General features: G+C 46.0%; 30 protein-coding genes. 13 read left to right on the plus strand and 17 right to left on the minus strand.

What is annotated here, in order from left to right:
* Positions 1–44: 44 nt before the first annotated feature.
* From flgL to L0991_19005, 11 genes are all read right to left on the minus strand, one after another.
* Positions 45–929, minus strand: a complete 885-nt coding sequence (gene flgL, locus L0991_18955; GenBank protein XGB64110.1) for a flagellar hook-associated protein FlgL — start codon at positions 927–929, stop codon at positions 45–47.
* A 10-nt stretch (positions 930–939) separates the two neighbouring features.
* Positions 940–2,319, minus strand: a complete 1,380-nt coding sequence (gene flgK, locus L0991_18960; protein XGB64111.1) for a flagellar hook-associated protein FlgK — start codon at positions 2,317–2,319, stop codon at positions 940–942.
* Positions 2,319–2,837, minus strand: a complete 519-nt coding sequence (locus L0991_18965) for a rod-binding protein (GenBank protein XGB64112.1) — start codon at positions 2,835–2,837, stop codon at positions 2,319–2,321. The genes flgK and L0991_18965 overlap by 1 nt, the downstream gene beginning before the upstream one ends.
* On the minus strand, positions 2,837–3,964 hold the full coding sequence (locus L0991_18970; GenBank protein XGB64113.1) for a flagellar basal body P-ring protein FlgI: 1,128 nt from the start codon (positions 3,962–3,964) through the stop codon (positions 2,837–2,839). Before L0991_18970 ends, L0991_18965 begins: the two co-directional genes overlap by 1 nt.
* Entirely contained in the window at positions 3,964–4,599 is a 636-nt protein-coding gene (gene flgH, locus L0991_18975) for a flagellar basal body L-ring protein FlgH (protein ID XGB65416.1), read from the minus strand. Before flgH ends, L0991_18970 begins: the two co-directional genes overlap by 1 nt.
* 134 nt (positions 4,600–4,733) lie before the next feature.
* Entirely contained in the window at positions 4,734–5,519 is a 786-nt protein-coding gene (flgG, locus tag L0991_18980; GenBank protein ID XGB64114.1) for a flagellar basal-body rod protein FlgG, read from the minus strand.
* Positions 5,520–5,530: 11 nt separating this feature from the next.
* Entirely contained in the window at positions 5,531–6,265 is a 735-nt protein-coding gene (locus L0991_18985; GenBank protein XGB64115.1) for a flagellar hook-basal body complex protein, read from the minus strand.
* Positions 6,266–6,269: 4 nt separating this feature from the next.
* Positions 6,270–7,496, minus strand: a complete 1,227-nt coding sequence (gene flgE, locus L0991_18990; protein ID XGB64116.1) for a flagellar basal body protein FlgE — start codon at positions 7,494–7,496, stop codon at positions 6,270–6,272.
* 160 nt (positions 7,497–7,656) lie between these two features.
* The gene (gene flgD / locus L0991_18995; protein ID XGB64117.1) at positions 7,657–8,325 is read right to left on the minus strand and encodes a flagellar hook assembly protein FlgD; all 669 of its coding nucleotides are present in this window, start codon (positions 8,323–8,325) and stop codon (positions 7,657–7,659) included.
* 36 nt (positions 8,326–8,361) lie between these two features.
* On the minus strand, positions 8,362–8,790 hold the full coding sequence (flgC, locus tag L0991_19000; GenBank protein ID XGB64118.1) for a flagellar basal body rod protein FlgC: 429 nt from the start codon (positions 8,788–8,790) through the stop codon (positions 8,362–8,364).
* 20 nt (positions 8,791–8,810) lie between these two features.
* Complete coding sequence (locus L0991_19005) at positions 8,811–9,158, minus strand: flagellar basal body protein (GenBank protein XGB64119.1); 348 nt, start codon at positions 9,156–9,158, stop codon at positions 8,811–8,813.
* Positions 9,159–9,328: 170 nt separating this feature from the next.
* Here L0991_19005 and L0991_19010 point away from each other — a divergent pair, with 170 nt between their 5' ends.
* The 9 genes from L0991_19010 (at position 9,329) to L0991_19050 (ending at position 16,082) form a co-directional block, all read left to right on the plus strand.
* The gene (locus tag L0991_19010; GenBank protein XGB64120.1) at positions 9,329–10,096 is read left to right on the plus strand and encodes a FliM/FliN family flagellar motor C-terminal domain-containing protein; all 768 of its coding nucleotides are present in this window, start codon (positions 9,329–9,331) and stop codon (positions 10,094–10,096) included.
* Complete coding sequence (locus tag L0991_19015) at positions 10,089–10,472, plus strand: FliM/FliN family flagellar motor switch protein (GenBank protein ID XGB64121.1); 384 nt, start codon at positions 10,089–10,091, stop codon at positions 10,470–10,472. Before L0991_19010 ends, L0991_19015 begins: the two co-directional genes overlap by 8 nt.
* A 26-nt stretch (positions 10,473–10,498) precedes the next feature.
* Positions 10,499–11,239, plus strand: a complete 741-nt coding sequence (fliP, locus tag L0991_19020; GenBank protein XGB64122.1) for a flagellar type III secretion system pore protein FliP — start codon at positions 10,499–10,501, stop codon at positions 11,237–11,239.
* Positions 11,236–11,505, plus strand: coding sequence for a flagellar biosynthesis protein FliQ (fliQ, locus tag L0991_19025; protein ID XGB64123.1), 270 nt, complete (start codon positions 11,236–11,238; stop codon positions 11,503–11,505). Before fliP ends, fliQ begins: the two co-directional genes overlap by 4 nt.
* A gap of 2 nt (positions 11,506–11,507) precedes the next feature.
* Positions 11,508–12,290 carry a flagellar biosynthetic protein FliR gene (fliR, locus tag L0991_19030; GenBank protein XGB64124.1) on the plus strand — a complete coding sequence of 261 codons (783 nt, stop codon included), beginning with the start codon at positions 11,508–11,510 and terminating at the stop codon, positions 12,288–12,290.
* Positions 12,283–13,422 carry a flagellar biosynthesis protein FlhB gene (gene flhB, locus L0991_19035; GenBank protein ID XGB64125.1) on the plus strand — a complete coding sequence of 380 codons (1,140 nt, stop codon included), beginning with the start codon at positions 12,283–12,285 and terminating at the stop codon, positions 13,420–13,422. Before fliR ends, flhB begins: the two co-directional genes overlap by 8 nt.
* Positions 13,423–13,528: 106 nt before the next feature.
* Positions 13,529–14,356 carry a GNAT family N-acetyltransferase gene (locus L0991_19040; protein ID XGB64126.1) on the plus strand — a complete coding sequence of 276 codons (828 nt, stop codon included), beginning with the start codon at positions 13,529–13,531 and terminating at the stop codon, positions 14,354–14,356.
* Between the two features lie 141 nt (positions 14,357–14,497).
* Positions 14,498–15,337 carry a helix-turn-helix domain-containing protein gene (locus L0991_19045; GenBank protein ID XGB64127.1) on the plus strand — a complete coding sequence of 280 codons (840 nt, stop codon included), beginning with the start codon at positions 14,498–14,500 and terminating at the stop codon, positions 15,335–15,337.
* 112 nt (positions 15,338–15,449) lie between these two features.
* On the plus strand, positions 15,450–16,082 hold the full coding sequence (locus L0991_19050) for an acetyltransferase (GenBank protein ID XGB64128.1): 633 nt from the start codon (positions 15,450–15,452) through the stop codon (positions 16,080–16,082).
* A gap of 132 nt (positions 16,083–16,214) precedes the next feature.
* Here the strand turns inward: L0991_19050 and L0991_19055 are convergent, their stop codons facing one another.
* From L0991_19055 to L0991_19070, 4 genes are all read right to left on the minus strand, one after another.
* On the minus strand, positions 16,215–17,039 hold the full coding sequence (locus L0991_19055) for a hypothetical protein (protein ID XGB64129.1): 825 nt from the start codon (positions 17,037–17,039) through the stop codon (positions 16,215–16,217).
* 98 nt (positions 17,040–17,137) lie between these two features.
* Entirely contained in the window at positions 17,138–18,283 is a 1,146-nt protein-coding gene (locus L0991_19060; GenBank protein ID XGB64130.1) for a DUF1214 domain-containing protein, read from the minus strand.
* Between the two features lie 181 nt (positions 18,284–18,464).
* On the minus strand, positions 18,465–19,298 hold the full coding sequence (locus L0991_19065; GenBank protein ID XGB64131.1) for a LysR family transcriptional regulator: 834 nt from the start codon (positions 19,296–19,298) through the stop codon (positions 18,465–18,467).
* 148 nt (positions 19,299–19,446) lie between these two features.
* Positions 19,447–20,421, minus strand: a complete 975-nt coding sequence (locus L0991_19070; protein XGB64132.1) for an arginine deiminase-related protein — start codon at positions 20,419–20,421, stop codon at positions 19,447–19,449.
* Between the two features lie 589 nt (positions 20,422–21,010).
* On the opposite strand from L0991_19070, the gene L0991_19075 reads away from it, so the two are divergent.
* Both L0991_19075 and L0991_19080 read left to right on the plus strand, forming a co-directional pair.
* On the plus strand, positions 21,011–22,861 hold the full coding sequence (locus tag L0991_19075; GenBank protein ID XGB64133.1) for an ABC transporter ATP-binding protein/permease: 1,851 nt from the start codon (positions 21,011–21,013) through the stop codon (positions 22,859–22,861).
* 288 nt (positions 22,862–23,149) lie between these two features.
* The gene (locus L0991_19080) at positions 23,150–23,857 is read left to right on the plus strand and encodes a DUF445 domain-containing protein (protein ID XGB64134.1); all 708 of its coding nucleotides are present in this window, start codon (positions 23,150–23,152) and stop codon (positions 23,855–23,857) included.
* A 111-nt stretch (positions 23,858–23,968) separates the two neighbouring features.
* Here L0991_19080 and L0991_19085 read toward each other — a convergent pair whose 3' ends face one another.
* A complete protein-coding gene (locus L0991_19085) occupies positions 23,969–24,457 on the minus strand; it encodes an Lrp/AsnC ligand binding domain-containing protein (GenBank protein ID XGB64135.1) in 489 nt (162 codons plus the stop codon).
* A gap of 278 nt (positions 24,458–24,735) precedes the next feature.
* Here L0991_19085 and L0991_19090 point away from each other — a divergent pair, with 278 nt between their 5' ends.
* Positions 24,736–24,906, plus strand: a complete 171-nt coding sequence (locus tag L0991_19090; protein XGB64136.1) for a hypothetical protein — start codon at positions 24,736–24,738, stop codon at positions 24,904–24,906.
* Positions 24,907–24,967: 61 nt separating this feature from the next.
* On the opposite strand, the gene L0991_19095 is transcribed toward L0991_19090, so the two are convergent.
* On the minus strand, positions 24,968–25,192 hold the full coding sequence (locus tag L0991_19095; GenBank protein ID XGB64137.1) for a hypothetical protein: 225 nt from the start codon (positions 25,190–25,192) through the stop codon (positions 24,968–24,970).
* Between the two features lie 421 nt (positions 25,193–25,613).
* Between L0991_19095 and L0991_19100 the strand changes: the two genes are divergently transcribed.
* Positions 25,614–26,135 carry a MerR family transcriptional regulator gene (locus L0991_19100; GenBank protein ID XGB64138.1) on the plus strand — a complete coding sequence of 174 codons (522 nt, stop codon included), beginning with the start codon at positions 25,614–25,616 and terminating at the stop codon, positions 26,133–26,135.
* Positions 26,136–26,190: the final 55 nt, after the last annotated feature.

Here is a 26,190-nt window from a genome sequence, read left to right on the forward strand (position 1 = left end):
AACAGGAAAAATGTCTGAGCTCGCGCTTGCCCAAGAGTACTTATTCATAACAGGTCAAACAGTGAAATTCCGGCAACACGCGCAAAGGTTTTTTGTGTCGCTTCTAGCGCGATCATGCCTTGGTTAAGTTCAACGGATGCCTCTGCATAATCCAATTCCTCTAGCTCAGAGCGAACCGTTTCTGCAAAGAACACCATATCGATACAGGTCTCTTTCAATCTTTCTAAAGCGTTGTATTGACTCCCGATGTCGGTTAATGAAACCAACAAGTCTTGATGAAGCGCTTGGTTGGTATTGAGCGCATTATCCAAAGCCGTTGTAAATCCCCCGGTTGCTAACTCCAACTCTGCTATCGCATTATCTAAGTCAGTAAAAATTGCACTGCTACCAATGGTGTCGGTGATGGTTAAATTACTCGGTACATACTGGTTATCACCGACCTTGGTTTCGCGATAATCTGAATTGGGGTTTAAGGTATAAGGCGGTGCAGTATCGATTGCCGGATTGCTGATGTCGGTACCTGAAAAGAGATAACTGCCATCATTGGCTTGATTCAATGTGTTCAACATTTCCGTTTTAAGTGACTTGAGTTCGAGCACGATTCCCGCCCGACTTTCCGAATCAAGAGTGCCGTTTTTCCCTTGTAAAAGCAGTTCATTCACTTGTTGGGAGAGCGATTCCAGCGTGTTGACGTTGGTTTCGTAGCGCGTCAATTGTGACTGCACATTTTCGATATTTCGCTGGTACTGCTGATTATCAGAGACCGTCTTTTTTAATCCCTCAAGGCGCACAGCGGCAATTGGGTCGTCGGATAAATGATTGATCCTCAGCCCAGTCGACATTTGCTCAAAAACTTTGTTCAAGCGGATATTGTTGTCCATTAATGAACGCTGCATCACCGCGTTAAATTGGGAGTCCGTTACACGCATCACTTTTCTCCTAGAATGCTCTTAGCAAGGTCTGGAACATCTGATTGGCCGTGCTAATAATTTTCATGTTGGCCTCATAAGCGTTGAGGTAGAGCAGCATGTTGGCCGCCTCTTCATCGGAATTAACCGCACTGACACTGTCTCTTGCCACTTGCGCGTCTTCCATGCTCACTTGAGCTGCCGTTGCTTCGCTCTGTGCCTGGCGAGTGAAAATGCCGATATCACCGAGTAGCCCTGAGTAAGCGCTATAGGGTGTTTCTCCCGCCACAGAACCATTGGTTAATGGTGTTTGTGACAGCATCGATAGGTCTTTCAACACATCGCCATTTCCGGCAAGCGTTGCACTCGATGAAAAGGCTAAGTCTTGTGCGGTGAGGGCAGGATCAATCGCCAAAGATAAAGCTTCACTGCCTGAGGTGTAGGTAAACAAGTTCTGACCCGCCGCGCCATTGAGGTCAAACCCTGAGTTCAATGCCGTATTCACACCATCAGCCAAGCCTTTGGCAAGGTCCGCGAGCAGTGTTTTGATGGGTTCATATTGATTCGTTTTTAGTGCTTCGAGCGCTCCTAACTCTCCACCTAATGAAGCATCAACAGGCGTTGTCATTGACTGAAAAGTGATGTTCAAATCCGTGCTGTAAGGGTCGCCACTGGATAGGTCTCGCGCAAGCGATGCGGCATAACCACCAATCACAAGAGGCTGGCCGTTTGGTGTAGAAAGTTCGACACCGCCATTGCTGTAGATCACCTGAACATCGAGAGACTTAGAGAGTTCATTGAGGTGTTTATCCATCGCATCTTGTAAACCACCAACGCTCTTGCCAAGCAGCGCATCTTCTTGCAGTTTTTGATTTAGGGAAGCGATGCTTTCTAATTGGCTATTCACATGGGTCACCAAGGCTCCATAACGCTCACTTTGCGCGGCTTCCTGCTGGCTCAACTGCGCAGACACAGAGTTAAACTGTTGCGCCAAGGCGTCAGCATTGGTAAGTACTTGCTGGCGAAAAGCGACACTTTCTGGTGTAACACTGGCCTCATCAATGGCAGCAAAAAATCCGTTCATCCCTTGTGTGAGACTCAGTCCATCCGCCCCCAATAAGTTTTCCAAATTAGAGAGGCCATTGAAGTAGCTTTGGCTAAATTGGGCTGATTCCGTCGCTTCTCTTAGTCGATTGATAGACGACTGATCGGCAATCCGCAGGATATCGCTAACCTCAACACCAGACCCTAGATTAATGCCATTCACAGCATTGCCCGATAAACTGGCTTCCATGGTGACGATTTGACGGCTATACCCGGGAGTATTCACATTAGCGGTATTTTGCGCCGTCGTATTGAGGGCTACCCGGTTGGCGAGTGCGCCACTTAACCCGATGTTGGTCATGCCCATTATTGATTCTCCTTATCAAAAGGTCGTCCCATAACTTGTGATGACAACTGTTTGAAGATCATATCTGCTAATCCAAACGACGATTGACGACTGATTCTTTGTGCAAGCTGAGCATCTAGCATGCCCTGAAACATATCGTCTGATTTCATCGACAACGGATTGTCTTTATCACTCAGTGCTTGGCTGGCAGAACGCATTCGGGTCAGCATTTGTTGTAAAAACAACGCCTCGAACTGCTGTGAAGCGGCCAGTAAACCTGAGGCAGAATTATCATGCTTTAATTTAGTAAGCGCGTTGTTGTCCAAGTAAAAGTTGGTCATTGCTTGGCTCGAACCTGCACTGGCTTTCACCATCGGCATCATTTCTGGTGCCCTGTTCAACATGAGTCTTTCAAATGACTGTGGATGATCAACAGGCTTCACCGACGCTACCATTTTGAGGTTATCTAGTATTGGCGCCGCATGGTTACTCGATATCGGCTCAAGCGACGAAGAGTTCACAACCGTTAGATTTGCCATTAGATCACCACCAAATCACCGTTAATGGCACCCACCTCATCGAGTGCCTGCAAGATTTGCATAAGCGCTTCCGGTGTCGCACCAATATTGTTAATCGCATCCACGATCTCTTGCAGGTTTGTCCCTTTCGGCCAAACCATAGTGGTCCCATCTTCCTCATCAACACTCACTTGTGAGTTCTGAATAATCGCGGTTTCCCCTGCGGTATTGAAAGCGCCACCAGGCTGAGAAACAGATTGAGATTCCTGTATTGTCACTGTGATCCCACCTTGGCTGACCGCCGCTTCAGACACCGTCACGTTCTGGCTGATAACCACTGTCCCGGTGCGAGAGTTAAACACCACCTTCGGCAGTCGGCGCCCCTCTTCCACCTCAAGTTCTTGAATCATGGCAACAAACATCACGCGGTCTTCGCTATCTATCGGAGCAGAGACTTGAACCTGACCTTTATTGAGCGCTTTCGCTACCTGACCGCCAAACATCTTGTTGATGGCCTTGGAAACATTGAGCGCAGTTTCGTAATTCGGTTGCTTGAGTTGCAGGCGTATCGTTGGCTCTAAATCAGCACCAGTCGAGACCTCTCGCTCCAAGGTCGCACCATTAGGAATACGCCCGACGGTAGGTGTGTTCCTGGTAATACTGGTTCCGTTTTCACCAGTTGCATTGAAGCCACCAACCACCAGACTACCTTGCGCTATGGCGTACACTTCACCATCAATGCCTCGTAGCGGAGTGAGCAATAAGGTGCCACCGCGCAAGCTTTTTGCGTCCCCCAATGAAGACACCGTGACCGTCAAGGTTTGACCTGCACCTTGGTGAGGTTCCACCATGGCTGTGACACTCACAGCGGCCACGTTTTTCAGCTTAGGATTGGTCGCATCATCCAATTGCACGCCAAATTGCTTGATCATGTTGACCACCGACTGTTGCGTGAACTTCACTTGCGATTTATCGCCAGACCCGTCCAAGCCTACGACTAATCCATAGCCAATAAGTTGGTTTTGTCTGTCGCCATACACCTCTGCAACTTCAGCGATAGGACGCGCCGCATCTACCGAAGAAGTAAACGCAAGCAAACACCAAGGCAACGCCAATGAGGTTAAGTAGAAGCGAATTGGGGCGCTCATTAGAATGGCATCCATGGCGAATTGAAGAACTGGGTCAACCAACCTGCAGTGTTGGTATCAGCAAACGAGCCGCGGCCAGCATAAGTGATTCTTGCATCGGCGATTCGCTGGGAAGAAAGTGTGTTGTCTGCCTGAATATCATCGACCCGTACATTGCCCGTCAGACGAATGTATTCATCTCCTTGGTTAAGCTTGAGCCACTTCTCTCCTCTCACCCTAAGCACTCCATTCGGCAAGACGTTGTAAACGGTGACAGTAATAGAACCCGATAAGCTGTTACCTTGTTTCGAAGCAGCTGCGCCATCAAAATCTCGCGTAGCATCAACAGAAGCGCTCACGTCTTCAAATGTCTTGTTGCCTAATGTTGGCGCGGTTATGTTGGCGCTGGAATCTTTGCCGTATTGAGTTGAAGCACTCTTATCTGACTCTGTTTTTTCATCCAACAACACCGTTAAAATATCGCCCACACGATACGCTCTTCGATCTTGAAATAGGGTCATCGAAGTCGTTCCCGTATACAGGCTGCCTTTGCTAACTCTGGTCACTTGATAGTCCAACTCGGGCGGTGCGTACGCTTCATCATTTGGTGAAGGCGGAATAAAATCATCTTGGCGACCAGCACAGCCAGCAACCATCACCACAAGCAAGGTGACTAAAGCGAGGTAATAAATCACACCGATTGCATGCGGCTTGCCCAACCTTGGTTTGATTGACTTTTCCATGTCAGATCTCCCTAACTACCATAGTTATTCACCCGTTAAGGCGAGAGCTATGATTGTTGTGCGATATACTGCAGCATTTCATCGGCTGCACTGACCATCTTGGCGCTCATTTCATAAGCGCGTTGGGTGGCGATCATATCGACCATCTCTTCCACCACCTGTACGTTCGATCCTTCAAGAGCTCCTTGTTTTAGTTGACCAGAACCTTCCGTTCCGGCGACAAGTTCAACCGCTTCACCCGAGCCTTCCGTTTCAACAAACAAGTTTCCTCCCTGAGCCGAAAGCCCCGCAGGGTTCATGAATTTCACTATGGTGATTTGCCCTAGATCTTCAGGGTTCACTTGGCCCGGAATGGTGGCACTGACCACACCATCAGCAGTAATACTGACGAGAGTCGCCTCTTGAGGAATGACGACTTCAGGGATCAGAGGGTAACCTTGCGTATTAACTAGCTGACCATCAGAGTTGGTTTGAAACTGGCCATTTCGGGTATAGAGCAGCTCTCCATCTGAGTTCTCTATCTGGAAGAAACCGTCACCTAGAATCGCCAAATCAAATTGTTGGTTGGTGTTCTGGATATTCCCTTGAGTAAACACTTTCTCGGTGCCAACCACTCGAACGCCATTACCAAGCTGAATCCCTGTTGGATGTTCATTGAGCTCTGTGGTTTCGGTACCTGCTTGTTTATCGACGCTGTAAAAAAGATCTTCGAACACCACTCGGTCTCGCTTAAAACCAACCGTATTGATATTGGCAAGGTTGTTCGAAATAGCCGTCATTTTTGCATCTTGTGCTGCCATCCCTGTTTTGGATATCCATAAGGCACTGTGCATAATTCCCTTCCTTAAGCTTTGAGAAGCTTATTGCCTATCTGAGCGATCTCATCGGCAGATGCCATCACTTCAATTTGCATTTCGTATTGTCGAGTCAGCGACATAATGCTGACCAGCTCTTCTAAACTGGAGACGTTACTCGCCTCTAAATAACCAGAACGAACCTGAACGCTAAAGTCTTCAGCCAGAACCTGACCGCCTTTGGGAACAAAGTGTCCACTTGCATGCATGGTCATCTGTTCGTTCTCGGGCTTAACTAATTTAAGCGCACCAACCTCTAGCGACGCCTCACCGCCAATCGGGGTGATCGACACCAATCCATTCGAGCTCACCGACACAAACTCAAAGTCTGGCAACACCATTGGGCCATCAGTCGACATCACTCGACGCTCGCCAAGGTAGAGTTGGCCATTGCCATCCAATCGAAAATTGCCCGCCCGCGTATAGAGCTCGGCAGGTTCATCTTCTAGCCCTTCGAGCGTAATAAAGCCGTCACCATTAATTGCTACATCCAGTGGTCGCTCGGTGCGTATATCTTCACCCTGGGCAAAGTTATTGATCGAAGAGTTGGTTCTGGAAGTGACGGAAGTGAGAAAACCCGAGCCTTCAAGGCGCATCGGTGTTGAGTGCTCCATCAAGGCTTTAAAACCAACAGTGTCCGCATGGGACAAATTATTCGCGCGCACGTGCTGAGCGAGCATGGTTCGCTCAGCACCTTTCGCTGCACTAAATAGAATCGGATTCATAGCGCTACACCACGTTGAACAAGGCTTGCGTCAGTTGATCCGATGTCGATATCGACTTGGTATTGGCTTGATAATTACGCTGAGCCGTCATCAGGGCCACCAGCTCAGATGTCAGATCAACGTTGGAGCCTTCGAGCGCACCAGAAGTCAAATCCCCGAACACACCACTGCCCGCAGTACCCAGAACAGGCGTGCCAGAACTAAAGCTTTGTAACCAAGCGGTATCACTGGTTTTGATCATGTTTTGAGGGGAAGCAAAGTCGGCAAGTACAACCTGACCTTGCAGTTGAGACTGACCATTGGTGTAGGTCGCAAAGATACGGCCATCGTTTTCCATTCGCACACTGGCATAATCACCAGAGGTGTAACCATTTGGGCTATTTTTGGAAACCACGAAGTCACTACCAAATTGGGTGACCGCAGATAGATCGATATTCACCGTGACACTGTTTGCCCCATTAGCTGGGTCGAAACTGACTGAGTAGTTACCACCCGATGAGATGGTGCCATCGGCATTAAAGGTAAAGTTTGCGGTATCCGTCGCGGTTGGTGAAGCGGCAGGTATCAAGGCATCAGCCCCATCAATCGCTTTACCGTCAACCAAGATGTGAACATCCCAGTCATTAGACGCGCCTTTGACAAAGTACTGGCTCACCGTATGAGGATTCCCCAAAGAGTCATAGACTGGCGTGGTATAAGAGTGGTTGTAGGTCGATGAATCGCTGTAGTCGAATGCGCTGGCAGGAACCTGCTCTCTGGCATCGAGGTTGGCAACAAACTCGATGCTGTCCGTTTCTCTAGCTTGCAGCGATGCCGTGCTGATCTGCACCGTGCCTACCGAGCCGAGCAATAAATTGTTATTACCATCAACCGAGTAACCTTGTAGAGCCGCACCACTGTTCGCAGTGATTACCCCATCAGCGTTCATGTTGAAAATACCAGAGCGGGTATAGAGAGTTTGCCCTTTACTGTCTTCAAGCACAAAGAAGCCATTGCCACTTAATGCCATGTCCAGTGAGCGCCCAGTTCCGGTTACCGTTCCGCTTTTCTCAAAGTTTTGCGAAACCCCGACCACTTCAACGCCACCTGCCTCACTGCCGCTGTAAACGGACGCAAACTCGGTTCTCGACTCCTTAAAACCCGTCGTAGAAACGTTAGCAATGTTATTTGAAATGGTGTTTAGCTCTGAGTTCGAGGCATTCAGCCCGCTCAGTGCAATACTAAAACTCATAATGTCTTCCTCTTCACGCTAAAGAGGCTATCTCCGTCGACTCAAACACCACGGAGAACGACAGCCGTCATCTTACTTACTTAAAACAAAACTAAAAAATACAAACCAAAAACCGGCAAAGCCAAAAATGTAGCGAAAATTATCTAACTAATTAAAAACCTTACTCATTTGAGAAGGCAGCCACGTCATAAAACGCGACCATGCCAACCCCTTTAACCTGCAAGTGGCTAGTGCCACCAATCAAAGGCGTCGTCACATGTTCCACCTGGCCATGCTGATAAATCGATGGCTGGTAATCCTGTCCACTGTCCAATTTGATACGCATCTGATACTGGCCGGTCAGCCCCATGGCTTGCGTATCCAATGTGTAATCCACTCGCCCTGCGCTATTCGGGCCAAGATTCAATGATTTTACGTTGCCAAGCGAATCCACTAACTCAAGCATCACGGTATTCGACGGAGCTTGCAGCTCAATGTACCCGGTATGCTGATCAACACCTGCTGCAGACAAGCGATCACTTTTTACCGTCACCGTTTTATCGATCAATGCGGCGGTGCTAAGTACTTGTAAGTTATCGAGCATTGTCGAGTTGTTTTGCGTCAACTGAACTAGGTTTTCCGTACTTTCGACCTGAGAGAACTGCGCCAACTGTGCAACATATTCGGTGCCGTCAGTTGGGTTCAGTGGATCCTGATTTTCAATCTGAGCCACCATTAAAGTAATGAACTCATTCTTTAATGCGCTCGCACTGTTCGGATTGTCTTGAGGGGCCATCGTTGACGCAGACTCAATATTATTGACCTGCGCAGCACCGGATATCGTTGTCATGGTGTCGTTCCTCTGGTGTCATTGGCAGCAGTTGGGTTAACTGCGCCAAAGCCCCATCAATGATTGTTGCATCGACTTTACGTTGCCGAGCACTTCGACGCTGGCTTCAAAACTACGAGTAGCCGATATCATGTCAGCCATTTCGTTAACGACATTGATGCCAGAGTAATAAACATACCCTTCGTCATTGGAGAGAGGATTGTTGGGCTCGTAACGCCCTTCCATCATTGAGGAGACTTCAACAACATCGGCAATGCGAATCGGCACCACACCTTGCTGTTGAGTTTGCTGTGCGTTGAAGTGGTTATAGACCGCTGAGAAAATCGGTTTTAGCGGTTTATAAACTTGTGATGGGTCACCAGATACAGAGTCGGCATTCGCCAAGTTACTGGAGATAGTATTAAGCCTGACGGTCTGCGCACTCATCGCTGAGCCTGCCGTCTCGTAGATACCTAAGAATGCCATGATGTCCCTACCTAATTCACTTATTGTCCTTTGATGGCAGACTTTATCCCGTTGATCTTAGACTGCAAAAACGCAAGGCTCTGATGATAATCCATCACATTCTTCGCGAACCTAGCTTGCTCGTTTTCTAGCTCAACGGTGTTGCCATCTCGTGTTCTTTGCACAGGAATCCGATATTGAGCCGCCGTACCTATGTACCAGTCTTTTGAGTGACCAATACCACTGAGTACCGCCTCAAATCTGAGATCCATCGCTTTGTAATTAGGCGTATCCACGTTAGCAATATTGGAGCTCAATACTGCCGCTCTGTCCAAACGAAACTGCACCATTTTAGGGTGTACCCCAAGTGCATCGTCTAAGTGAATCATTGCCCTAGCCTCGTCGTTGTTAGGCCTAATTCCTTGTAATAAGTAGGCCTTTATCTTTTTATATTTCTCTCACAACCGAAGTTGAAATGAGATTGCTTTAACCTATAGTTAGGATTAATTAGCGTGTCAAATTTGAGAATGACCGCAAAAACCAACAATTGGTACTTGACATGAAGAAATTATCATTGACCGAATTTGGTAATCCGAGCATAAAAATGCGTAAATTTCTGTTAAGACACTCAAGCCATTTCTCGACAGAAATTATTGATATTTTTAAATTTAACTTTGCGGGTCGTCACGTCAAAGCCGCGTTCTCAGAAGCACGCCGACCACCAGCCAACAGCATCAAAACCGTTCTTCATATTGAGGAATTTGGGCATGTTTTTTTCTTTATTTCGCCACAAGCTGCCGATATTCTGCTACACAAGCACCTCAACAACCCATTACCACTCAAAAAATCTAAGCGTAGCAACCCCGATATTGCGCTAACCCAAACCCACTTAAGGCTTTTTCAAAAGTTCACCATGGCGATCACCAACGCGCTGACCGCCGATGCCAATCACTACGCTATTGAGCACACCGACCATCAACCCTCAGACATTGGCGTCACCATTACGTTTGAGTTTGACGACCAGCAGCTCGATGTGACCTTCATGATCGATAACAAGTACGTGAAAAAGCTGCGCGACATGATGGAAAGTAATGAAACATTTGATCGGGAAGAGATACTCGACAACCTACGCTATCAGCCCGTCGAGCTAGGGTGCGTGATGCTTCACAAGCAGTGCACACTGCATGAGCTTTCTCAGCTGAAACCTGGGGATTTTATGCCCATGACCCTATGCAAAAACCTGACGGTTAAGGTCAACGGGCACCCAACTTTTTTTGGCAAACTTCAATCCATAAACTCTGAACTGGGAGTCGAAATCGATGGCTAACGATAAAGAGACACGCAACATTGACAGCTCAATGAGCGACCTAAACCTGCATGATGAATTGCCAGATCTTGATGATTTAGATCTGGATGATCTTGCCGACGACATCGACCTTGGTGCCGACAAAGAACACGTCAGTAACATCTCTCTGCTCAAGAGTATTCCTGTCGACATCACCGTTGAGGTTGCGCGTAAGACATTGATATTAGATGAGCTACTGAATCTAAAAGCGGGCAGCGTCGTGATGCTAGAAAAACATGAAGGAGACCCTGTTGATATCAAAATCAATGGCACCGCGTTCGGCACAGGAGAAATCGTATCCAAGAATGGTCAGTATGGCGTGAGATTACTGAGCATCATCAAGAAGCCAAGTAAGTAACGTCTTTGAGTAACGCAAAGAATACGATGTCTAAACCAATATTCTTCACGCTCGCTTTCGCCTTATTCGCGGGCGCATCGCACGCAGAAGGGCTGACGATTCTCAGTGAAACCACCACATCTGACGGCACAGAATACAGCGTTAAATTGCAGATTCTGATCCTGATGACATTACTGAGCTTCGTTCCAGCTTTCGTGATTATGTGTACTAGCTTCACACGAATTGTCATTGTCTTGGCCATTTTAAGGCAAGCGCTTGGCCTACAACAAACGCCGCCAAATCAGGTGCTTGTGGGGATCGCCCTGATTTTCACTTTGCTGATCATGAGGCCAGTTTGGACCAAGATTTACGACACCGCTTACATTCCATACTCAAACGATGAAGTCACCTTGATGGAGGCGTTAGACACAGCAGAAAAACCACTGCGTCGCTACATGCTCGACCAAACACAACGCAAGGCACTTGAACAAGTCTCCAAGATAGCAGGAGAAACCTCCATAGAGTCTGATCAGGATATCCCCTTCTTAGTTTTACTGCCGGCCTATCTGCTGAGTGAGCTCAAGGCCGCCTTCCAAATCGGCTTCATGTTGTTTTTGCCCTTTCTGGTCATCGACTTAGTGGTCGCATCCGTCTTAATGTCGATGGGGATGATGATGTTGTCACCCTTGATTGTTTCTCTGCCTTTCAAACTTTTGGTATTTGTCATCGTTGATGGCTGGGGCTTACTCATGGGGAGTTTAGCCAACAGTTTTTGGATCAGTGGATGAGCCCGGAAGAAGCCGTCACACTGGTCAGCCAAGCAATCTGGCTGATCATTCTTATGGTGTCGGTTCTTATCGTACCTAGCCTGGTCGTCGGTTTGGTGGTAGCGATTTTCCAAGCCGTCACTCAAGTCAATGAACAAACCCTCAGCTTCCTCCCTCGGCTGCTCGTCACTCTGCTATGCATCATTCTTGCAGGTCACTGGCTATTACAAGAGATCAACGACCTATTCTTGTTTATCTTCAATACGATACCAAGCAAGGTTGGCTAGGCATGATGCAAATAACCTTTACCGATATCACCCAATGGCTAGGGGCTCTTTGGTGGCCTTTTGTTCGGTTTACTGGGCTTTTTCTGATCGCACCATTTTTTGGTGATAAAGCGATACCGGTAAGAGTTAAACTGCTGTTTGCTTTTATTTTTTCTCTACTTCTCGCCCCCATGGTGAAAGAGGTTCCTCCATTTAACCCATTCAGTATCGACACCCTACTGTTCTCTTTTTATCAGCTCATCTTTGGTTTTTTAATTGGTTTTGCGGTGATGATATTTTTCACCATTTTTTCGATTGCGGGTCAGGCCATTTCCATGCAAATGGGTTTAGCCATGGCTGTGATGAACGACCCAGCCAACGGAGTCAGCATTGCCATCATTGGCAGAATCATGTTCATCACTTCGATGCTGCTTTTCCTCTCTTTGGACGGGCACCTAGTGGTGCTGCTTGTGTTCAAAGAGAGCTTTGAGTATTGGCCTCTCAATTCACCTTTCCCTTTCAACAGCATTGAATACGTACTGAAAATGGTGTCTTGGATGTTTGCGACCGGCTTACTGGTAGCGGTGCCAGCTATCGTCGTCATGCTACTAAGTAATATTACGTTTGGGCTAATGAACAAAGCGGCACCGTCTCTTAATGTCTTTGCACTTGGTTTCCCAATGACCATGCTACTTGGCTTATTCGCATTAATGGCGTCCCTAACTGGTATCGGCGATCACTATTTTGATCTGGTATTAGAGTTGAACCAGCACCTGCACTACATGCTGAGGCTGCCTAATGTCTGATCATCAAGATTCCGGAGACAAGAGCGAACAACCTAGCCAACATAAGCTCGCTAAAGCTCGGCGAGAGGGACAAGTACCGCGCGCGAAAGAGTTCGTTTCTTCCATAACTCTCATCAGCGTCGTCGCTTACTACGTGTTGAATGTAGACATGATTAAACAGACCTTCATTGAACTGTTTCTTGTAAGCTTTCAGTTTGATAGCCAAACAGTCAGCCAGCCAATGGCTATCGTCGAGTTAGTAGGCACCGCGCTTTTTTCGATGATCACGCTATTTTTCCCACTACTGATTTATCAAATGATTGCCGCAATCGTCGGCTCGACGCTACTTGGAGGGTGGATATTCAGCCCATCTTTGCTGATTCCCAAATGGGAAAAGATAAGTCCACTCAAGGGATTGAAACGTATATTTTCCTCCCAATCGATCGTCGAACTGTTCAAGAACGTTATTAAGGTCTCTCTGTTTTTTACTCTGCTGTATTGGGTCATATCGAGCTACATCTCAGTGATCACCAACCTCGTCAGCGCCCACTTTGATACCGTGGTGCTCTCGGTCGCGACCATTACCATTGAGTACTTGGGCTACCTTCTTTTAATCGTCTTGCTATTTGGCTTGTTTGATTTCCCTTATCAACGACACGAATTTACAAAGCAGATGAAAATGACTAAGCAAGAGGTCAAAGATGAGCACAAAGAACAAGAAGGGCGACCTGAAGTGAAAGCTCGTATCCGTCAGATACAGACTCAAAATGCCAAGAGAAGTGCCAATGAGCGAGTGCCAAAAGCGAGCGTTGTATTAACCAACCCAACCCGTTACGCCATTGCCCTAATCTATGACTTGAGCCAAGCTGAAGCCCCGTTTGTTGTCGCGAAAGGCCAAGATGATGTGGCGTTGTACATCAGAGAGCTTGCAGCTAAACACGAGGTTGAAGTCGTTAAGAGTCCTGCACTCACGAGGGCGATTTACAACACCACTCAGATCGACCAGATGGTTCCAAACCAACTCTTTGTCGCGATAGCGCACATCCTAACTTATGTGAATCAACTAAAAGCATGGCGCAAAGGTGAAAGAAACAAACCCACCAGCTTGCCTCAATTCAACATCCCTAAATCTTGGTCCGATCCGACCGATTAGATCGCTACTTCACCAAATGAAACACCCAAAGTTGTCGTTTTTGTTCAATACCCAAATCCAATAGCCACTTACACTTTCGGTCATTGAAACAACAGAGATTAACGCGATGTTAGACATCAAAAAGATCACAACACTTAACGACTTAAGTGAATTAAAAACAGCTTACTTTTCAGAATCGACAGCGCCACTCGATGGCATGTGGCATTTTGGCTTTGTACCAATGTCAGACCATTTCGGTTTTTACGAGAGCGGCAAACTTGTGGGTTACTGCGTACTAAACAGTGAAGGTTACTTGCTGCAGTTTTACCTTGTACCAGAAGCTAACGTAAACATTGCAGATCTATTTACCATGATCATAGAGAGCAACAGCTCAGTGATTGGTGAAGTGCAAGGCGCATTCGTGAGCACCGCAGAGCCTCAATATTTATCACTGTGCTTGGACAACAGCGCATCATTTAAAGTCAATGCCATGATGTATCGTGAAAGCTCTCAAGCTAGTTGCGATTTCAGTTCCAACCAGACTGAAGAACTCGACATGTGCATCGCGACACAAGCAGAACTCGATAACTTTGTTGAGTTTGCGGTATCAGCTATTGGTGCGCCCAAAGAATGGCTCAGCGGTTACTACAGCAACTTGATTACTCGTCAAGAGCTATGGGGTTACTGGGAAAGTGGTGACATTCTCGCAGCCGGTGAGTGCCGTAAGTTTGATGAGTACCAAACGCAGTATGCAGACTTAGGCATGATCGTCGCAGAACAAGAGCGTGGCAAAGGGCTAGCAACACGCGTGCTTAACTCGCTTAAGCAACAGGCTAACCTCCAAGGTTTGGAAGTTATATGCTCAACTGAAAGCAGCAATATTGGTGCGCAAAAAGCGATTGAGCGATCCGGGATGTCATCCAAGCATCGCATCTTGCAGTTTGATTTTAACTAGTTAGATATTCAGCATAGCCCTTGCTCTGCTGAGTATGCTCAGGCGCAATACTTGGCATAGGCGGTCAGTAACGATAAAACTGTCGCCGACAACGATATCCACATATAGTTGTGGTGGTACTCATCAAAAATAGAAGCTCGAATGATCAATTGGTTACAGTCTCCTAAATCCTCAGTTGTTGCTCAATACATTGATTGTTATTGGCTTATCGAAAAAGCGCCCGACGCTCAAACTCACCAGTTTCCGATACTCAACCCTGACCCTTCAGCACATTTGATTCTGTCGCCCAGCGACCAACCGTATCACTACACAATAGATCAACAAGTCCAACAAGGAATTGGCAGTCACCTATTACTGCCCCATCACAAAGCGATAGAACTGGATCACACGAAGCCGTTTATCCACTTGGGTATCAAGTTCCACGTCGGCGCTTTGTACTCGCTCACTATCCCTGATTGCCCGCATCCAAGCTTAGATCGCGTCAACACCATCGACCTTGCAGCTTTACTCAACAACTCTGATGCCGATGTAACGTCACTGATTAAGCTTGCTCAAAGCGACTTTGAAGCTTGTTGCCAGCAATTGGATGACTTGCTGCAACCTTGGCTATCCACCGCTAGAACCGATAGGCATAGCGAGCTCACTCGAAAAGTACTGAGTGTGCTTGGTTCAACGCCGATAGCTGAACTTGGTGACAAGCTATTTTGTTCTCAAAGAACACTCGAGCGAAGCTTTAACAAGGTGACTGGCCTAACGTTAAAGCAGTGCCAATCCATGAACAAACTCGAAGCAATGCTCGAATATCTTTATAAGAAAGAGTTGAATGACATAGATTGGCTAGACGTTGCCTTTCAATTTGGGTTTAGCGATCAACCACACCTGATTCGGTACCTAAAGAAGACCATTGGTCTCACACCAAATACCTATGCCAAGGAAGGTGGGTTAACCATAGATGTTTATGGTGGTGTCAGGTCAGAGTAACGAACGGCCCACACACGAGATCTCTGTCTATCGTGTCCCATTCGTAGCAAGTTTTATTGAGTTTAGAATTGCGACTCCATATACTGGAAACACCATCAGACGGAGGGCAATAATGAATAATAAAAACAAACACATAGTTTTAATTCATGGTCTGTATATGCCTGCGTTGATCATGCAATATCTAGATAGAAATTTTAAGAAACGCGGCTTCACCACCCATAAGTTCGCCTACAACTCACTGCGTTTTCCATCCGCAGCAAAACGCCTAAATCGCTTCGTAAATGCACGCTTTGATGAGCACGATAAGGTCTATTTCTTTGGTCACTCTCTCGGTGGCTTACTGATTCGTCATTACTTTAAATTCTACCAACCACACTTCGCTGACACCTGCATTATTACAGCGGGCACACCACACAATGGGGCAACCATAGCTAAAACGCTTTCTAATCATGGTCTTGGGTTCATTTTTGGGTCGACCAAACACATCCTCAACGATGGGCTTGGTGACTACGATAATGATGTGCCGATTGGTGTGATTACTGGCACCTACGACGCTGGCGTAGGACGAATCGTATTAGGAAAAAATCATGGCGATGGTACGGTCACTCTGGAAGACGCAAACCTGAAAGGGGCAACAGACACTTGCGCGCTCAACGTCAACCACACTGCCTTGGTGTATTCTAAAGAAGTGGTACAACGCTCCGTTGAATTCATTCACTTCAAGGCATTCCTAGCGGCTCAATAACAAGCTGGTTCACACGTTATCTAGCGACTCGACTCTGAGCTTAACTCCCCCAAACAAAGCAGCTCCCGTTACTTTAAACCCTCCGTATCTCTTCAACAGTGAAATACAGAGGGTCTCCTTTTAAAACTAAAATTAGAACTGATAGTTAAACTCTATGCGGTGATCGCCGTCTTCGAAGTTCACTTCTTCATTCCAGTTGGCAAAGTAGCGAACATTAAAGCGAGGGTTGATTTGATAAGACGCAGCAAATTCATGAGTCATGATGGAATCATCATCGTAGAACGCGCCATTTTTGTAGGTATCTGAGCCGCTGATTGTGCCCATATACATCGGGTTATAGTTCAGCCAGATCTTGTCTGTAATTTCAATTTTCGCGTACATACCCGCCACGTAGAATGTGCCGTGCATGTCGTAGCGATCACGCAGCTCATCCGCATCAGCACGAACCTTATCTGTGAGAGGCTCCCCTGCTGCTATACCTGCGCCCGCTAAAGGGTATAAGTTTACTGGTCCGAATTTGGGTAACGCTTGAATGAAGCTGTAAGAGGCCGAACCTTGATTCGTATCGAAGTTGTAGTTCACATCAACTTGCGCACCTCGACCATTGGTTAAGTCGACAGAAAAATTACGAAAGCGTACTGAATCTATTGAGTCATCAACAGTGCCGAACTTGGCTTTATTATTATCACGAAAGCCTACTGCTTCTCCCGCAATACCTTTAATCTCCAGTACGTTCATACCCATGGTGGTGTCTGAGCCCGTATCGTAGGTTTGACCAAACTTTAAGTTGAGACCTTTATCGCTGTAACCCGCTCCGGCTTGAGTATAAACAGCCAGTGGGTCACTCATGTCTTGTACTGAGTCTTCGGCTTTAGTTATTGAAGGTACACAAATTAAGGCTGTGACAATGCCTACCGCTAACGTGCGCGGCACAAATGTATCAAAATCGATTTTCATGGATGAGTCCTTGGTTGGGCGCGTGGCTGATACACGCGTTTCACTGAGATTTGAAATGCTCATCCGTGAGCAAGGAAGTTACTTTGAACAAGTCACGACTAGATATTGAGTGGCTTAATCTCAGGCATGTTTGCCTCCCAATCTTGTACATCGGCTACGTCAGGTAGATAAACTCGAAGCGTGAACCCCCAGTTATCAGCAGGCGTTGCAGCGTAATTAACGTTATTTTTAGCAGCATATGAACCACATTTTTCACCACCAAAGACCACGGTGAAGGTACCGTCTTCGTTGGTCGTTAGACCTTGGTTTGTTGAAACAATATTGTTCTCGTTGGTCATTAGAAACTTATCTTCACCGTAAACGGTAATTGAGTAGTAGCCACGCGGATCGACTGACTTGGGTGCACGGTATGTCGCGGTGTAGCACGTGTTGCCTTCTGCGCCACTCAGAGCGTACACCGGGTACATAGCGGTATCATGTGGCGATAGTCCCCAAGCTCCTGCGTTGGCATAAGTTAAGCCTTCCCAGTTGGTAACATCTTTAATGTTCCATTCAACGTGCTTCTCTTGAGCGACGGATAGATGGTTGTTATAGCCCTCCATTAAAGCGCCACGAACTTTCATCATGCGTTCCATGTCTGGTCCAACAAAACCTTCACCGTTACCACCACCAGTGACGACGATCTGATCTTGCAAAACACGTAATCGTGCCATGTCTTCTTCAGTGCCATCTGTCGCTAGACGAACACCAAAGGCAACGAAACGTGTATCGAACATGTCTGGTGTGAAGTGGTAAGTCCCTGCTTCAACTTCATACACGGGGATTGTATGGTTAGAAGTTTGAATATGGAGAGACTGGAACTTGTCGCCATTCGAAGGAACCGTAATAGAGAACGGCTTAGATGTATCGATACCACCAACAGAATAAAGATGGTCAAGCGCTGGGGTGACCACCCAAGTATCGCCAACTTGGTTTAGCTGACGGAAGTGGTGAGGGTTATTCCAACCCGCTTGGAAGTTATTAACGAAGTTATTGATGAAGAAGCGAGCTTCTTGGTGGATGAACTCCTGAGCCGTCATACCATGGTCCTCAGGATTAACAGCCCAACCAGAAGAATCAATCGCGCTCATCAGCTTAATTGACTCCGCCGAATATAAATCAGGGTTCGCTTCATAAGCAGGCGTTGCTGCAACAGCACCAAATGAAGTTGCGGCGACCAATACAGCTAAGGTTGTCTTTTTCATTACCATTTCCTCGTTGAATTTCTAATTTTTACCAATAACGGTGATGCGATTACTGTAATTAGAAATGTTGGGAGGAAGTAGTAGCGCTAATTGATGCTCTACATAAGCACGGTTTATGTAGAGGTGCTTATGTAGAGATAGCAAGTTCGATGATTCAATATAAAGATCGCTTGAAAGAGCGCTAGACGTTTTTCAGATACTGATGAAGCTGAGATCGAATGGCCGCATGGCTTTGATTGTTTGCGTATTTCTTGTGATAAACCAGATCAAGCTGAATAGGATCAATGGAGAAAGGCACCTGAATTTTCTTCAACCCGAGCTGTTCGATCAGTGGGTCGTTATCATTCGTTGCACAGATAGCATTGGAGTTTCGGACACATAGCAGCATTGAGCTAGGGCTGGTCACCTGCTTAACAATCTTCCTCGGCAGATTCATTTTGGCAAGCTTCTCAATGCCAGAGACTTCACGAACCGTGTACGTTAGCGTTACGTGCTCAAGGTCATAAAACTCTTCCAAGGTAACAGAATCCCCTATTGTTGGATGATCTTGACGGCAAACGTAGACAAGGCCGACATCCTGAATATGTTCATACACAAATGCCTGCTCTTTCTCTTGTTTAAAGCGAGACTCAATAGCCATATCGATTTTGTCGTGTCTTAAATGGTCTAGCACCATGTATTCTGACAAAGGGTTCTCAATTAGCTTGACCCCGTCAATTACAGGCAGGTGAATAACGATATGTTCAGGAGCATAAACCGTAAACTCTCTCGGTTTATCTAAAGCTAACTCCAAGCGATGCTCAATCTCTTTAAAGTGCTCCGCCAGAGCATGCGCATCGGATGTCGGTTCTAGCCTTCGACCATGACGGACAAACAAAGCCTTACCTAACTGTTGTTCTAGGCGTTTAATACTAGCCGACATCGCAGGCTGAGTGACATCCAATACGTCAGCAGCCTGAGTAATACTGTTGAGTTCATAAACACGTAAAAAAGGGATAATTAGATTTAAGTCCATACATCTCCAACTATTCGTCAGCCAGTCGTACCATTGTGGTCAATTGAGCGACCAAAATTTACAGGCCACAATACCGACATACAAAAATACCACTCTTTATTAAAGAGTGGTATTTGTTGATTCGATTAGCAAAGTTGGACTAACAATCTTAGAGGCGATTCACTCTGGTAGGTAAGAACACCTCACCAAGCATGCAGCGTACTGAGCCACCGCCGATATCTTCGATGGTTTTCACGTTGAATGGCAGCAGTTTACCGTGCGTCGCTAGCTGAGCGCGTTGTGCAGGAGAAAACGCGTCAAAAGCTGACTGCGACATCGCGATCACTTTATCGCCATTCACGGTTTCAAGCTGCAAGATGTTGCCACAGAAGCGATTCATCTGATCGATTGAGATAGAGATAACCTGTTTATCTTTCGCGAGTGACTTAACCACAAAACGGCGCTCAAATTCTGGAATCACTTCATCACAGATCACGCAGAAGTTATCACCAATCGCCATCATTACATTGGTATGGTAAATCGGCTGACCAGATGGCAATGCCGTTTGGAACGAAACCACGCGTGAATAACCAATACGCTTCGCGTAATCCTCTAACACTTCACGGTCACAACGTTGAGAAAGCGCGGCATAGATGGTCTTGTTGATATGGTCAATCACCATCACACCCGTACTCTCAAGATAAGAGCCTTGTGCGATGTAAGATTCTAGCGACTCAGTATGGTTAACAATACGACCCGACGCCTCTAGTGCTTCAATAAGCGCATTTGGTTTCACTTCATTCTGACGGTTTTCACAGGCCATTGGGAAGGTGAATAAGCTGCCATCACTACAGGTGCTGAACCAATTGTTTGGGAACACCGCATCTGGCGTTTCCACACCAAGCTCTGGATAATCAAACTCTACAACTTGCACACCCTCTTTACGTAATGAAGCCACCATCGCCTTAAATTCAGCCATAGTTTCTAACTTCACCTCAGCTTCGGTGAGGTTAACTCTGTTTTGAAACTCGTTATCACGTGCAGTTTCTTCGTTAAATCGAAATTCTTTTGGCGGCACCATAACAACGCAATTGGCGTTTTGAACATTAGTAATGTGAAGTGATTTTTTGTGTAGGTTTAACATTTCAACCGTCCCTATCTTTTATTTACCTCAGAATTGTAAACAAGTTGTTACGACAAGATTCACTGAAAAGAATAATGATTTGAATATTTATCCAAAACATTTACTGCCAAACCCAGTTTAAACCGTAATTTTTACTGCAAGATAACAGCACATCAGAAAGAACCAACAGTTTGCATATCAATTAGAGAATTTGCTGAATAAATATCCGAGCGGTCTTTTCTGTGTTACCGCGAGTTTAGGTTACAATTTAATCCATTTAGCGTTAGGATTATCACCGTTGCATAACAATCAATTACGTTTGAAATAAGCTTAACTCTTCCCATCTGATCCAATCTAAAATAAGCGTCATACACAATACGTTTTGGACCTTTCGCGATCACTAAAACACGGTGTTAAACCAAGCTCTAGAGCCAAGCGTTTAAGCCAGAGTGAAAACCAAACTCCATCGAATGATTTAATGCTTATAAGAACGCATGGGCGCTCATAAAATTTCAAACTAAGACTGTGAAAATTTAAATTGAGACTATAAAAACAAAGCTGCACGACGATGCCGCTGCTTATAGAGACACGAGTTTATAAAGGGAAATCTATGTACAAAAAGTTTGAAGGCTTTACTGAAGCCTTTCCAAAGGGAGAGCCGATACAACCTCCTACTGGAATACTGGCATTTTGCCGCCACTATACGCGAGGTTTTGAAAAGCCGCTCATCTTGCTCGGTATCATGAGCATGACGATTGCGATCATCGAAGTGGCGCTATTTGGTTACATGGGACAATTGGTTGACTGGCTATCAACAAGCAACCCAGAAACCTTCTTAGCTGACAACAAGTCCACTCTTATGGGTCTTGGTGTACTGCTGTTGGTCGTAATGCCAATCTTGATCAGTGTGTACTCACTGTTGCTTCATCAAACCTTACTCGGCAACTATCCGATGTCGATTCGCTGGTTGGCGCACCGCTACCTGTTAAAACAAAGCTTATCTTTCTACCAAGATGACTTTGCTGGGCGTGTTGCCACCAAAGTAATGCAGACATCGCTCGCGGTACGTGAAACCGTGACCAAGATGGTTGATGTGTTTGTCTACGTGACGGTTTACTTCACCGCGATGCTGTTCATGCTTGCCGAGTCGGATTGGCGTTTAATGGCTCCAATGTTGATCTGGTTGTTCGTCTACATCGGCATTCAGCTTTACTACGTGCCGAAACTTAAAGACGTGTCATCGGAACAGGCGGATGCTCGCTCACTCATGACAGGTCGAATTGTTGATAGCTACACCAACATCGCGACAGTAAAACTGTTTTCACACAGCAAACGTGAAACGGAATACGCAGAAGAAGGCATGGAAGGTTTCCTAGATACCGTGTATCGCCAAATGCGCCTTGTTACTGGCTTCAACATCTGTGTGGAATTCGCTAACTACCTACTGGTATTCAGTATCGCGGGTATCTCTATCTACCTATGGCTTGATAGCGCAATCACTGTGGGTGCCATTGCGATTGCGGTGAGCTTGGCTCTACGTATTAACGGCATGTCGAAATGGATCATGTGGGAGATCGGCGGCCTGTTTGAAAACCTAGGGACCGTGATTGACGGTATTAAAACCATGTCGAAGCCTATCGCTATCGAAGACAAGAAAGACGCGCAGCCACTTAAGGTCCCACAAGGCGGCATCAACTTCGAGAACGTGAGCTTCAACTACGGTGAAAACAAAGGCGTTATCAACAAGCTAAACCTAAACATCAAACCAGGTGAAAAGGTAGGTCTAGTTGGGCGTTCTGGCGCAGGTAAATCGACGTTGGTTAACTTGTTACTGCGTTTTCATGATGTCGAAAGCGGTCGTATCCTGATTGATGATCAAGAGATCTCAAGCGTTACTCAAGACTCACTGCGCAGCAATATTGGCATGGTGACACAAGACACTTCACTGCTTCACCGTTCGATCAAAGACAACATTCTTTATGGTCGTCCGGAAGCAACGGATGAAGAGGTGTATGCCGCGACCAAGCAAGCGCACGCGCATGAGTTTATCGAAACCCTAACCGACCCGTTTGGCAACATTGGTTACGATGCTCAAGTGGGCGAGCGTGGTGTTAAGCTTTCTGGTGGTCAACGCCAACGTGTGGCGATTTCACGTGTACTTCTGAAAAATGCACCACTTTTGGTTCTTGATGAAGCGACTTCGGCTCTAGATTCAGAGGTTGAGGCAGCAATCCAAGAGAGCCTAATTGAGCTAATGGAAGGTAAGACGGTTATCGCGATTGCGCACCGCCTATCTACCATCGCAGCAATGGATCGCCTGATCGTTTTAGATGAAGGTAATATCGTTGAAGAAGGCACGCACCAAGATCTGATTAACCAAAATGGTATCTATGCGCAGTTGTGGAATCACCAGACCGGTGGCTTCATAGCTGATGATCTTGAGCAAGCTAGCAACGATTAATTTGTGTGCTATTTTAAAAGTGCGGCGCATTTCACGCCAATTTGCTAAATGGCGGTAAATTACACATGGCAGAATGTTATGTCGTAATTATATAATGACCTTAACAAACCAAGACGGCTTCGCTTGCGCGTTCTGGAATAAGGCTAGACTTCGGGGGGAGGCTAGCCTTTCTTATGCCCGTAGTTCAGCGATCTTTCCCACCTGTTCCTTCAACTTCATCGATCCTTTTGTTTTTTTCTTGGCGTTTTTTTCTTAAAATGCGCGCAATATTCTTTCTAGAGATCAACCATGAACAAAAGTGTCTTAACTAACGTTATCGCGTTAGCACTGCTTGCTGGCGGCTATGCGACAGCAAATCAATACCTACTTTACGCGGGCCTATTCGCCTTTTCTGGTGCCATCACCAACTGGCTTGCGATTCACATGTTGTTCGAGAAAGTACCCGGCCTATACGGTTCTGGCGTTATTCCTGCGCGCTTTGAAGAGTTCAAAGCAGCCATCAAACAACTGATGATGGAGCAATTCTTTACTGAAAGTAACATCGACCGCTTCCTAAGCAGCGAAATGAGCGGCGGCCAATCACTGAACCTAGAGCCTGTGATTAAGAAAATCGATTTCAACCCTGCATTCGATTCACTAGTTAACGTTATCGAGAACTCACAGTTTGGCGGCATGCTAGCAATGTTTGGTGGTACAGAAGCATTAGAGCCAATGAAAGCGCCATTTGTTGAGAAGATGCAAGAATCTGTTATCGAAATCAGCAAGAGTGATTCAGTGAAAAATGCCATCAAGGAAGAACTGGAATCACCAGCGATGATGGATGAAATCAAAGAGAACATTGAAGCCATCATCGACCAGCGTTTGAATGAGCTGACACCGAAACTGGTAAAAGAGATGGTTCAAACCATGATCAAGAAACACCTTGGCTGGCTTGTCGTTTGGGGCGGTGTATTCGGTGGTGTGATTGGTCTTATTTCAGCGGCGATTACACTGTAAATCGCCTATAACCACACTTATCTGACTGCCCCTTTCTGGCAGTCACAAAAAATGGAAGCTCATTGGCTTCCATTTTTTATATCTATCAAACTGGCTCAAGTTAGAAGCGCGCTAAGTTAAAGTCGCTAACAGCTCTGGGTTCACACCAAAGCCCTTTTTATGCTCTTCAATCACCACTTCACTGCGTGTCTGAATCACGCCAGGCAAGGTACCTAACTTGGTGGCCATAAATGCTTGGTACGCCTTCATGTCTTTCACTCGAACCTTAATCATGGTGTCGAAGTCTCCCGACAACGAGTAACACTCTTCCACCTCTGGCATCATTTCCACGGCTTGGGCAAATTTATCAAAGATTGAAAAGCTGGTTTGGTCGAGACGAATATGGATAAAGACTTGAACATCGAGCCCCAACTTCTCAGAACACAGCTCTGCGTGGTAACCCGTGATGTAACCCTCTTTTTCTAATCGCTTCAATCTATCAGAGCAAGGAGAGGTGGTTAGGTTAACTTGCTTGGCCAACTCAACCACAGGCAAGCGCCCTTTCATATGCAGAATTCTTAGTATCTCTTTATCGATACGATCAAGCTGATGCTGAGACATAACATTCCTTAAACATTATAAATTCGGCTCAGTATATTCCATACCTAGAGCGATCGAAGAAAACCCCGCTCACACATTTAAAAACTAAACGCACAAGTCGTATTCACACCAAATATAAATCCACACAAATCGATAACAACCCTTATAAATCAAACTCTGGTTATTAACAAATTATTATAGAAATGACCCGATAAACAAATAAGTTGAGCCAGAAACGAAAGAAAGGATATATGGCAAAGTGAATAATATAATTATCAAAGAGAAAGGATGACTCTATTATGAAAACACAAGAACTCGCATATAAACCCTACGGTATCGGCTCATGGACACACGTAACAGTGTCAAAAGATGTGGCTCAAGCACTCGCTAATGAATACTCAAACTACGGATGGGAAGTAAAAATTGATGGCAATGCCATTAACAGCGAGATCGCACTTAAAGCGGCTTAAATGACAAAAACCTCCCAAACGGAGGTTTTTTTGATATCGGTTAGTAAGCACTTACCATCAGCTAAGCTAAGCCAACTTGAGGAACTGAGTTTCCAGTTTCACAACGGCAGTTGCATGTACGACAAAAGTGCTGCGTTTCCATATCGTAATATAAGTTGCCACTAAATAGCTTTGAGGTCCATTGCAACATACGGCCAGAGGCTGTCTCGGGCTCTGATTCACAACGTTTCATTATAGACTTATGTAGTGTTGTTTTTTTACATCCTTTGCAATAGAGATCAGGCATACCTTTGTCCTATAGGTCTTTAGTGGTTACTGACAATTGACACATCATGTCCAATTCGGTTCCACAATTCACCGAGCTAATAACAAAAGTGAGCGCCAAGTTCAAAAATTAGCCACTTTTCTGTTTCATTTTTTGACATCACACGCCATTGAGTAAGTTGATCTTTCCCTTCTCACGCAAGATCCGAGCGCTTCGATTTACATTGTAAAACCCCAACAACCGCTCGATCACGTCTGATTTCACCCCGATCTTAAGTACGACAAACATCGCACCTCAGTAACAAAATACCGATATCGTAAGCTGTTCAAATTACCGAATCCAAACTACTCACCTATACACCTTTATACGACGCGATTAGAATACTCGGCTATCAATTAAATATGCCTGTTTAGTTCACGCTCTCGCAACCAATGAGGTAGAAATGCTCACTGTCACTCAAATTGCCAAGGCCTACAACATATCTCGTACCACCATTCTCTACTACGAGCGTGCCGGGCTGCTGCTTCCTCACAGTCGCTCCGATAATGGCTATCGTTGGTATGGCAAAAAAGAGCAAGCTCGGTTAGAAAGCATTATCTCTTACCGATCGTTTGGTCTGTCTATTCAGGAGATAAGCGCCCTGCTCGATCGCACAGACGATGTGAAACAAGAGCAGACATTAGTAAATCAGTTCAACGCCTTGGAAAAGGAAATTCAGAACCTGCGTCAACAGCAGAAGGCGATTGTGATGTTACTTGAACAACCTGAGTTGCTTGAACAAAAGATGCTGACAAAAGAGCGCTGGGTACGGGTGATGGAGAATGCTGGGTTTGACGAAAAGGACATGAAGAACTGGCACAAGCAATTTGAAAAGATGGAGCCAACCGCTCACCAAGAGTTTTTGGAGTCTTTGAATATCGATGAGCAAGAAGTCGCGAGCATTAGAGAGTGGTCAAAAAAATAGAGCCACCGAAGTGACTCTATTGTTCTTGATTAATATCTTTTGCTAATTCGCTTGC

Origin of the sequence: Vibrio chagasii (assembly GCA_041879415.1) — a bacterium.
GTDB lineage: Bacteria > Pseudomonadota > Gammaproteobacteria > Enterobacterales > Vibrionaceae > Vibrio.

Excerpts from the sequence above, each read along its gene's own strand:
- flgL (XGB64110.1), bottom strand. The coding sequence starts at position 929 with ATGCGTGTAACGGACTCCCAATTTAACGCGGTGATGCAGCGTTCATTA.
- flgK (XGB64111.1), bottom strand. The coding sequence starts at position 2,319 with ATGGGCATGACCAACATCGGGTTAAGTGGCGCACTCGCCAACCGGGTA.
- L0991_18965 (XGB64112.1), bottom strand. The coding sequence starts at position 2,837 with ATGGCAAATCTAACGGTTGTGAACTCTTCGTCGCTTGAGCCGATATCG.
- L0991_18970 (XGB64113.1), bottom strand. The coding sequence starts at position 3,964 with ATGAGCGCCCCAATTCGCTTCTACTTAACCTCATTGGCGTTGCCTTGG.
- flgH (XGB65416.1), bottom strand. The coding sequence starts at position 4,599 with ATGGTTGCTGGCTGTGCTGGTCGCCAAGATGATTTTATTCCGCCTTCA.
- flgG (XGB64114.1), bottom strand. The coding sequence starts at position 5,519 with ATGCACAGTGCCTTATGGATATCCAAAACAGGGATGGCAGCACAAGAT.
- L0991_18985 (XGB64115.1), bottom strand. The coding sequence starts at position 6,265 with ATGAATCCGATTCTATTTAGTGCAGCGAAAGGTGCTGAGCGAACCATG.
- flgE (XGB64116.1), bottom strand. The coding sequence starts at position 7,496 with ATGAGTTTTAGTATTGCACTGAGCGGGCTGAATGCCTCGAACTCAGAG.
- flgD (XGB64117.1), bottom strand. The coding sequence starts at position 8,325 with ATGACAACGATATCCGGTGCTGCGCAGGTCAATAATATTGAGTCTGCG.
- flgC (XGB64118.1), bottom strand. The coding sequence starts at position 8,790 with ATGGCATTCTTAGGTATCTACGAGACGGCAGGCTCAGCGATGAGTGCG.
- L0991_19005 (XGB64119.1), bottom strand. The coding sequence starts at position 9,158 with ATGATTCACTTAGACGATGCACTTGGGGTACACCCTAAAATGGTGCAG.
- L0991_19010 (XGB64120.1), top strand. The coding sequence starts at position 9,329 with ATGAAGAAATTATCATTGACCGAATTTGGTAATCCGAGCATAAAAATG.
- L0991_19015 (XGB64121.1), top strand. The coding sequence starts at position 10,089 with ATGGCTAACGATAAAGAGACACGCAACATTGACAGCTCAATGAGCGAC.
- fliP (XGB64122.1), top strand. The coding sequence starts at position 10,499 with ATGTCTAAACCAATATTCTTCACGCTCGCTTTCGCCTTATTCGCGGGC.
- fliQ (XGB64123.1), top strand. The coding sequence starts at position 11,236 with ATGAGCCCGGAAGAAGCCGTCACACTGGTCAGCCAAGCAATCTGGCTG.
- fliR (XGB64124.1), top strand. The coding sequence starts at position 11,508 with ATGATGCAAATAACCTTTACCGATATCACCCAATGGCTAGGGGCTCTT.
- flhB (XGB64125.1), top strand. The coding sequence starts at position 12,283 with ATGTCTGATCATCAAGATTCCGGAGACAAGAGCGAACAACCTAGCCAA.
- L0991_19040 (XGB64126.1), top strand. The coding sequence starts at position 13,529 with ATGTTAGACATCAAAAAGATCACAACACTTAACGACTTAAGTGAATTA.
- L0991_19045 (XGB64127.1), top strand. The coding sequence starts at position 14,498 with ATGATCAATTGGTTACAGTCTCCTAAATCCTCAGTTGTTGCTCAATAC.
- L0991_19050 (XGB64128.1), top strand. The coding sequence starts at position 15,450 with ATGAATAATAAAAACAAACACATAGTTTTAATTCATGGTCTGTATATG.
- L0991_19055 (XGB64129.1), bottom strand. The coding sequence starts at position 17,039 with ATGAAAATCGATTTTGATACATTTGTGCCGCGCACGTTAGCGGTAGGC.
- L0991_19060 (XGB64130.1), bottom strand. The coding sequence starts at position 18,283 with ATGAAAAAGACAACCTTAGCTGTATTGGTCGCCGCAACTTCATTTGGT.
- L0991_19065 (XGB64131.1), bottom strand. The coding sequence starts at position 19,298 with ATGGACTTAAATCTAATTATCCCTTTTTTACGTGTTTATGAACTCAAC.
- L0991_19070 (XGB64132.1), bottom strand. The coding sequence starts at position 20,421 with ATGTTAAACCTACACAAAAAATCACTTCACATTACTAATGTTCAAAAC.
- L0991_19075 (XGB64133.1), top strand. The coding sequence starts at position 21,011 with ATGTACAAAAAGTTTGAAGGCTTTACTGAAGCCTTTCCAAAGGGAGAG.
- L0991_19080 (XGB64134.1), top strand. The coding sequence starts at position 23,150 with ATGAACAAAAGTGTCTTAACTAACGTTATCGCGTTAGCACTGCTTGCT.
- L0991_19085 (XGB64135.1), bottom strand. The coding sequence starts at position 24,457 with ATGTCTCAGCATCAGCTTGATCGTATCGATAAAGAGATACTAAGAATT.
- L0991_19090 (XGB64136.1), top strand. The coding sequence starts at position 24,736 with ATGAAAACACAAGAACTCGCATATAAACCCTACGGTATCGGCTCATGG.
- L0991_19095 (XGB64137.1), bottom strand. The coding sequence starts at position 25,192 with ATGCCTGATCTCTATTGCAAAGGATGTAAAAAAACAACACTACATAAG.
- L0991_19100 (XGB64138.1), top strand. The coding sequence starts at position 25,614 with ATGCTCACTGTCACTCAAATTGCCAAGGCCTACAACATATCTCGTACC.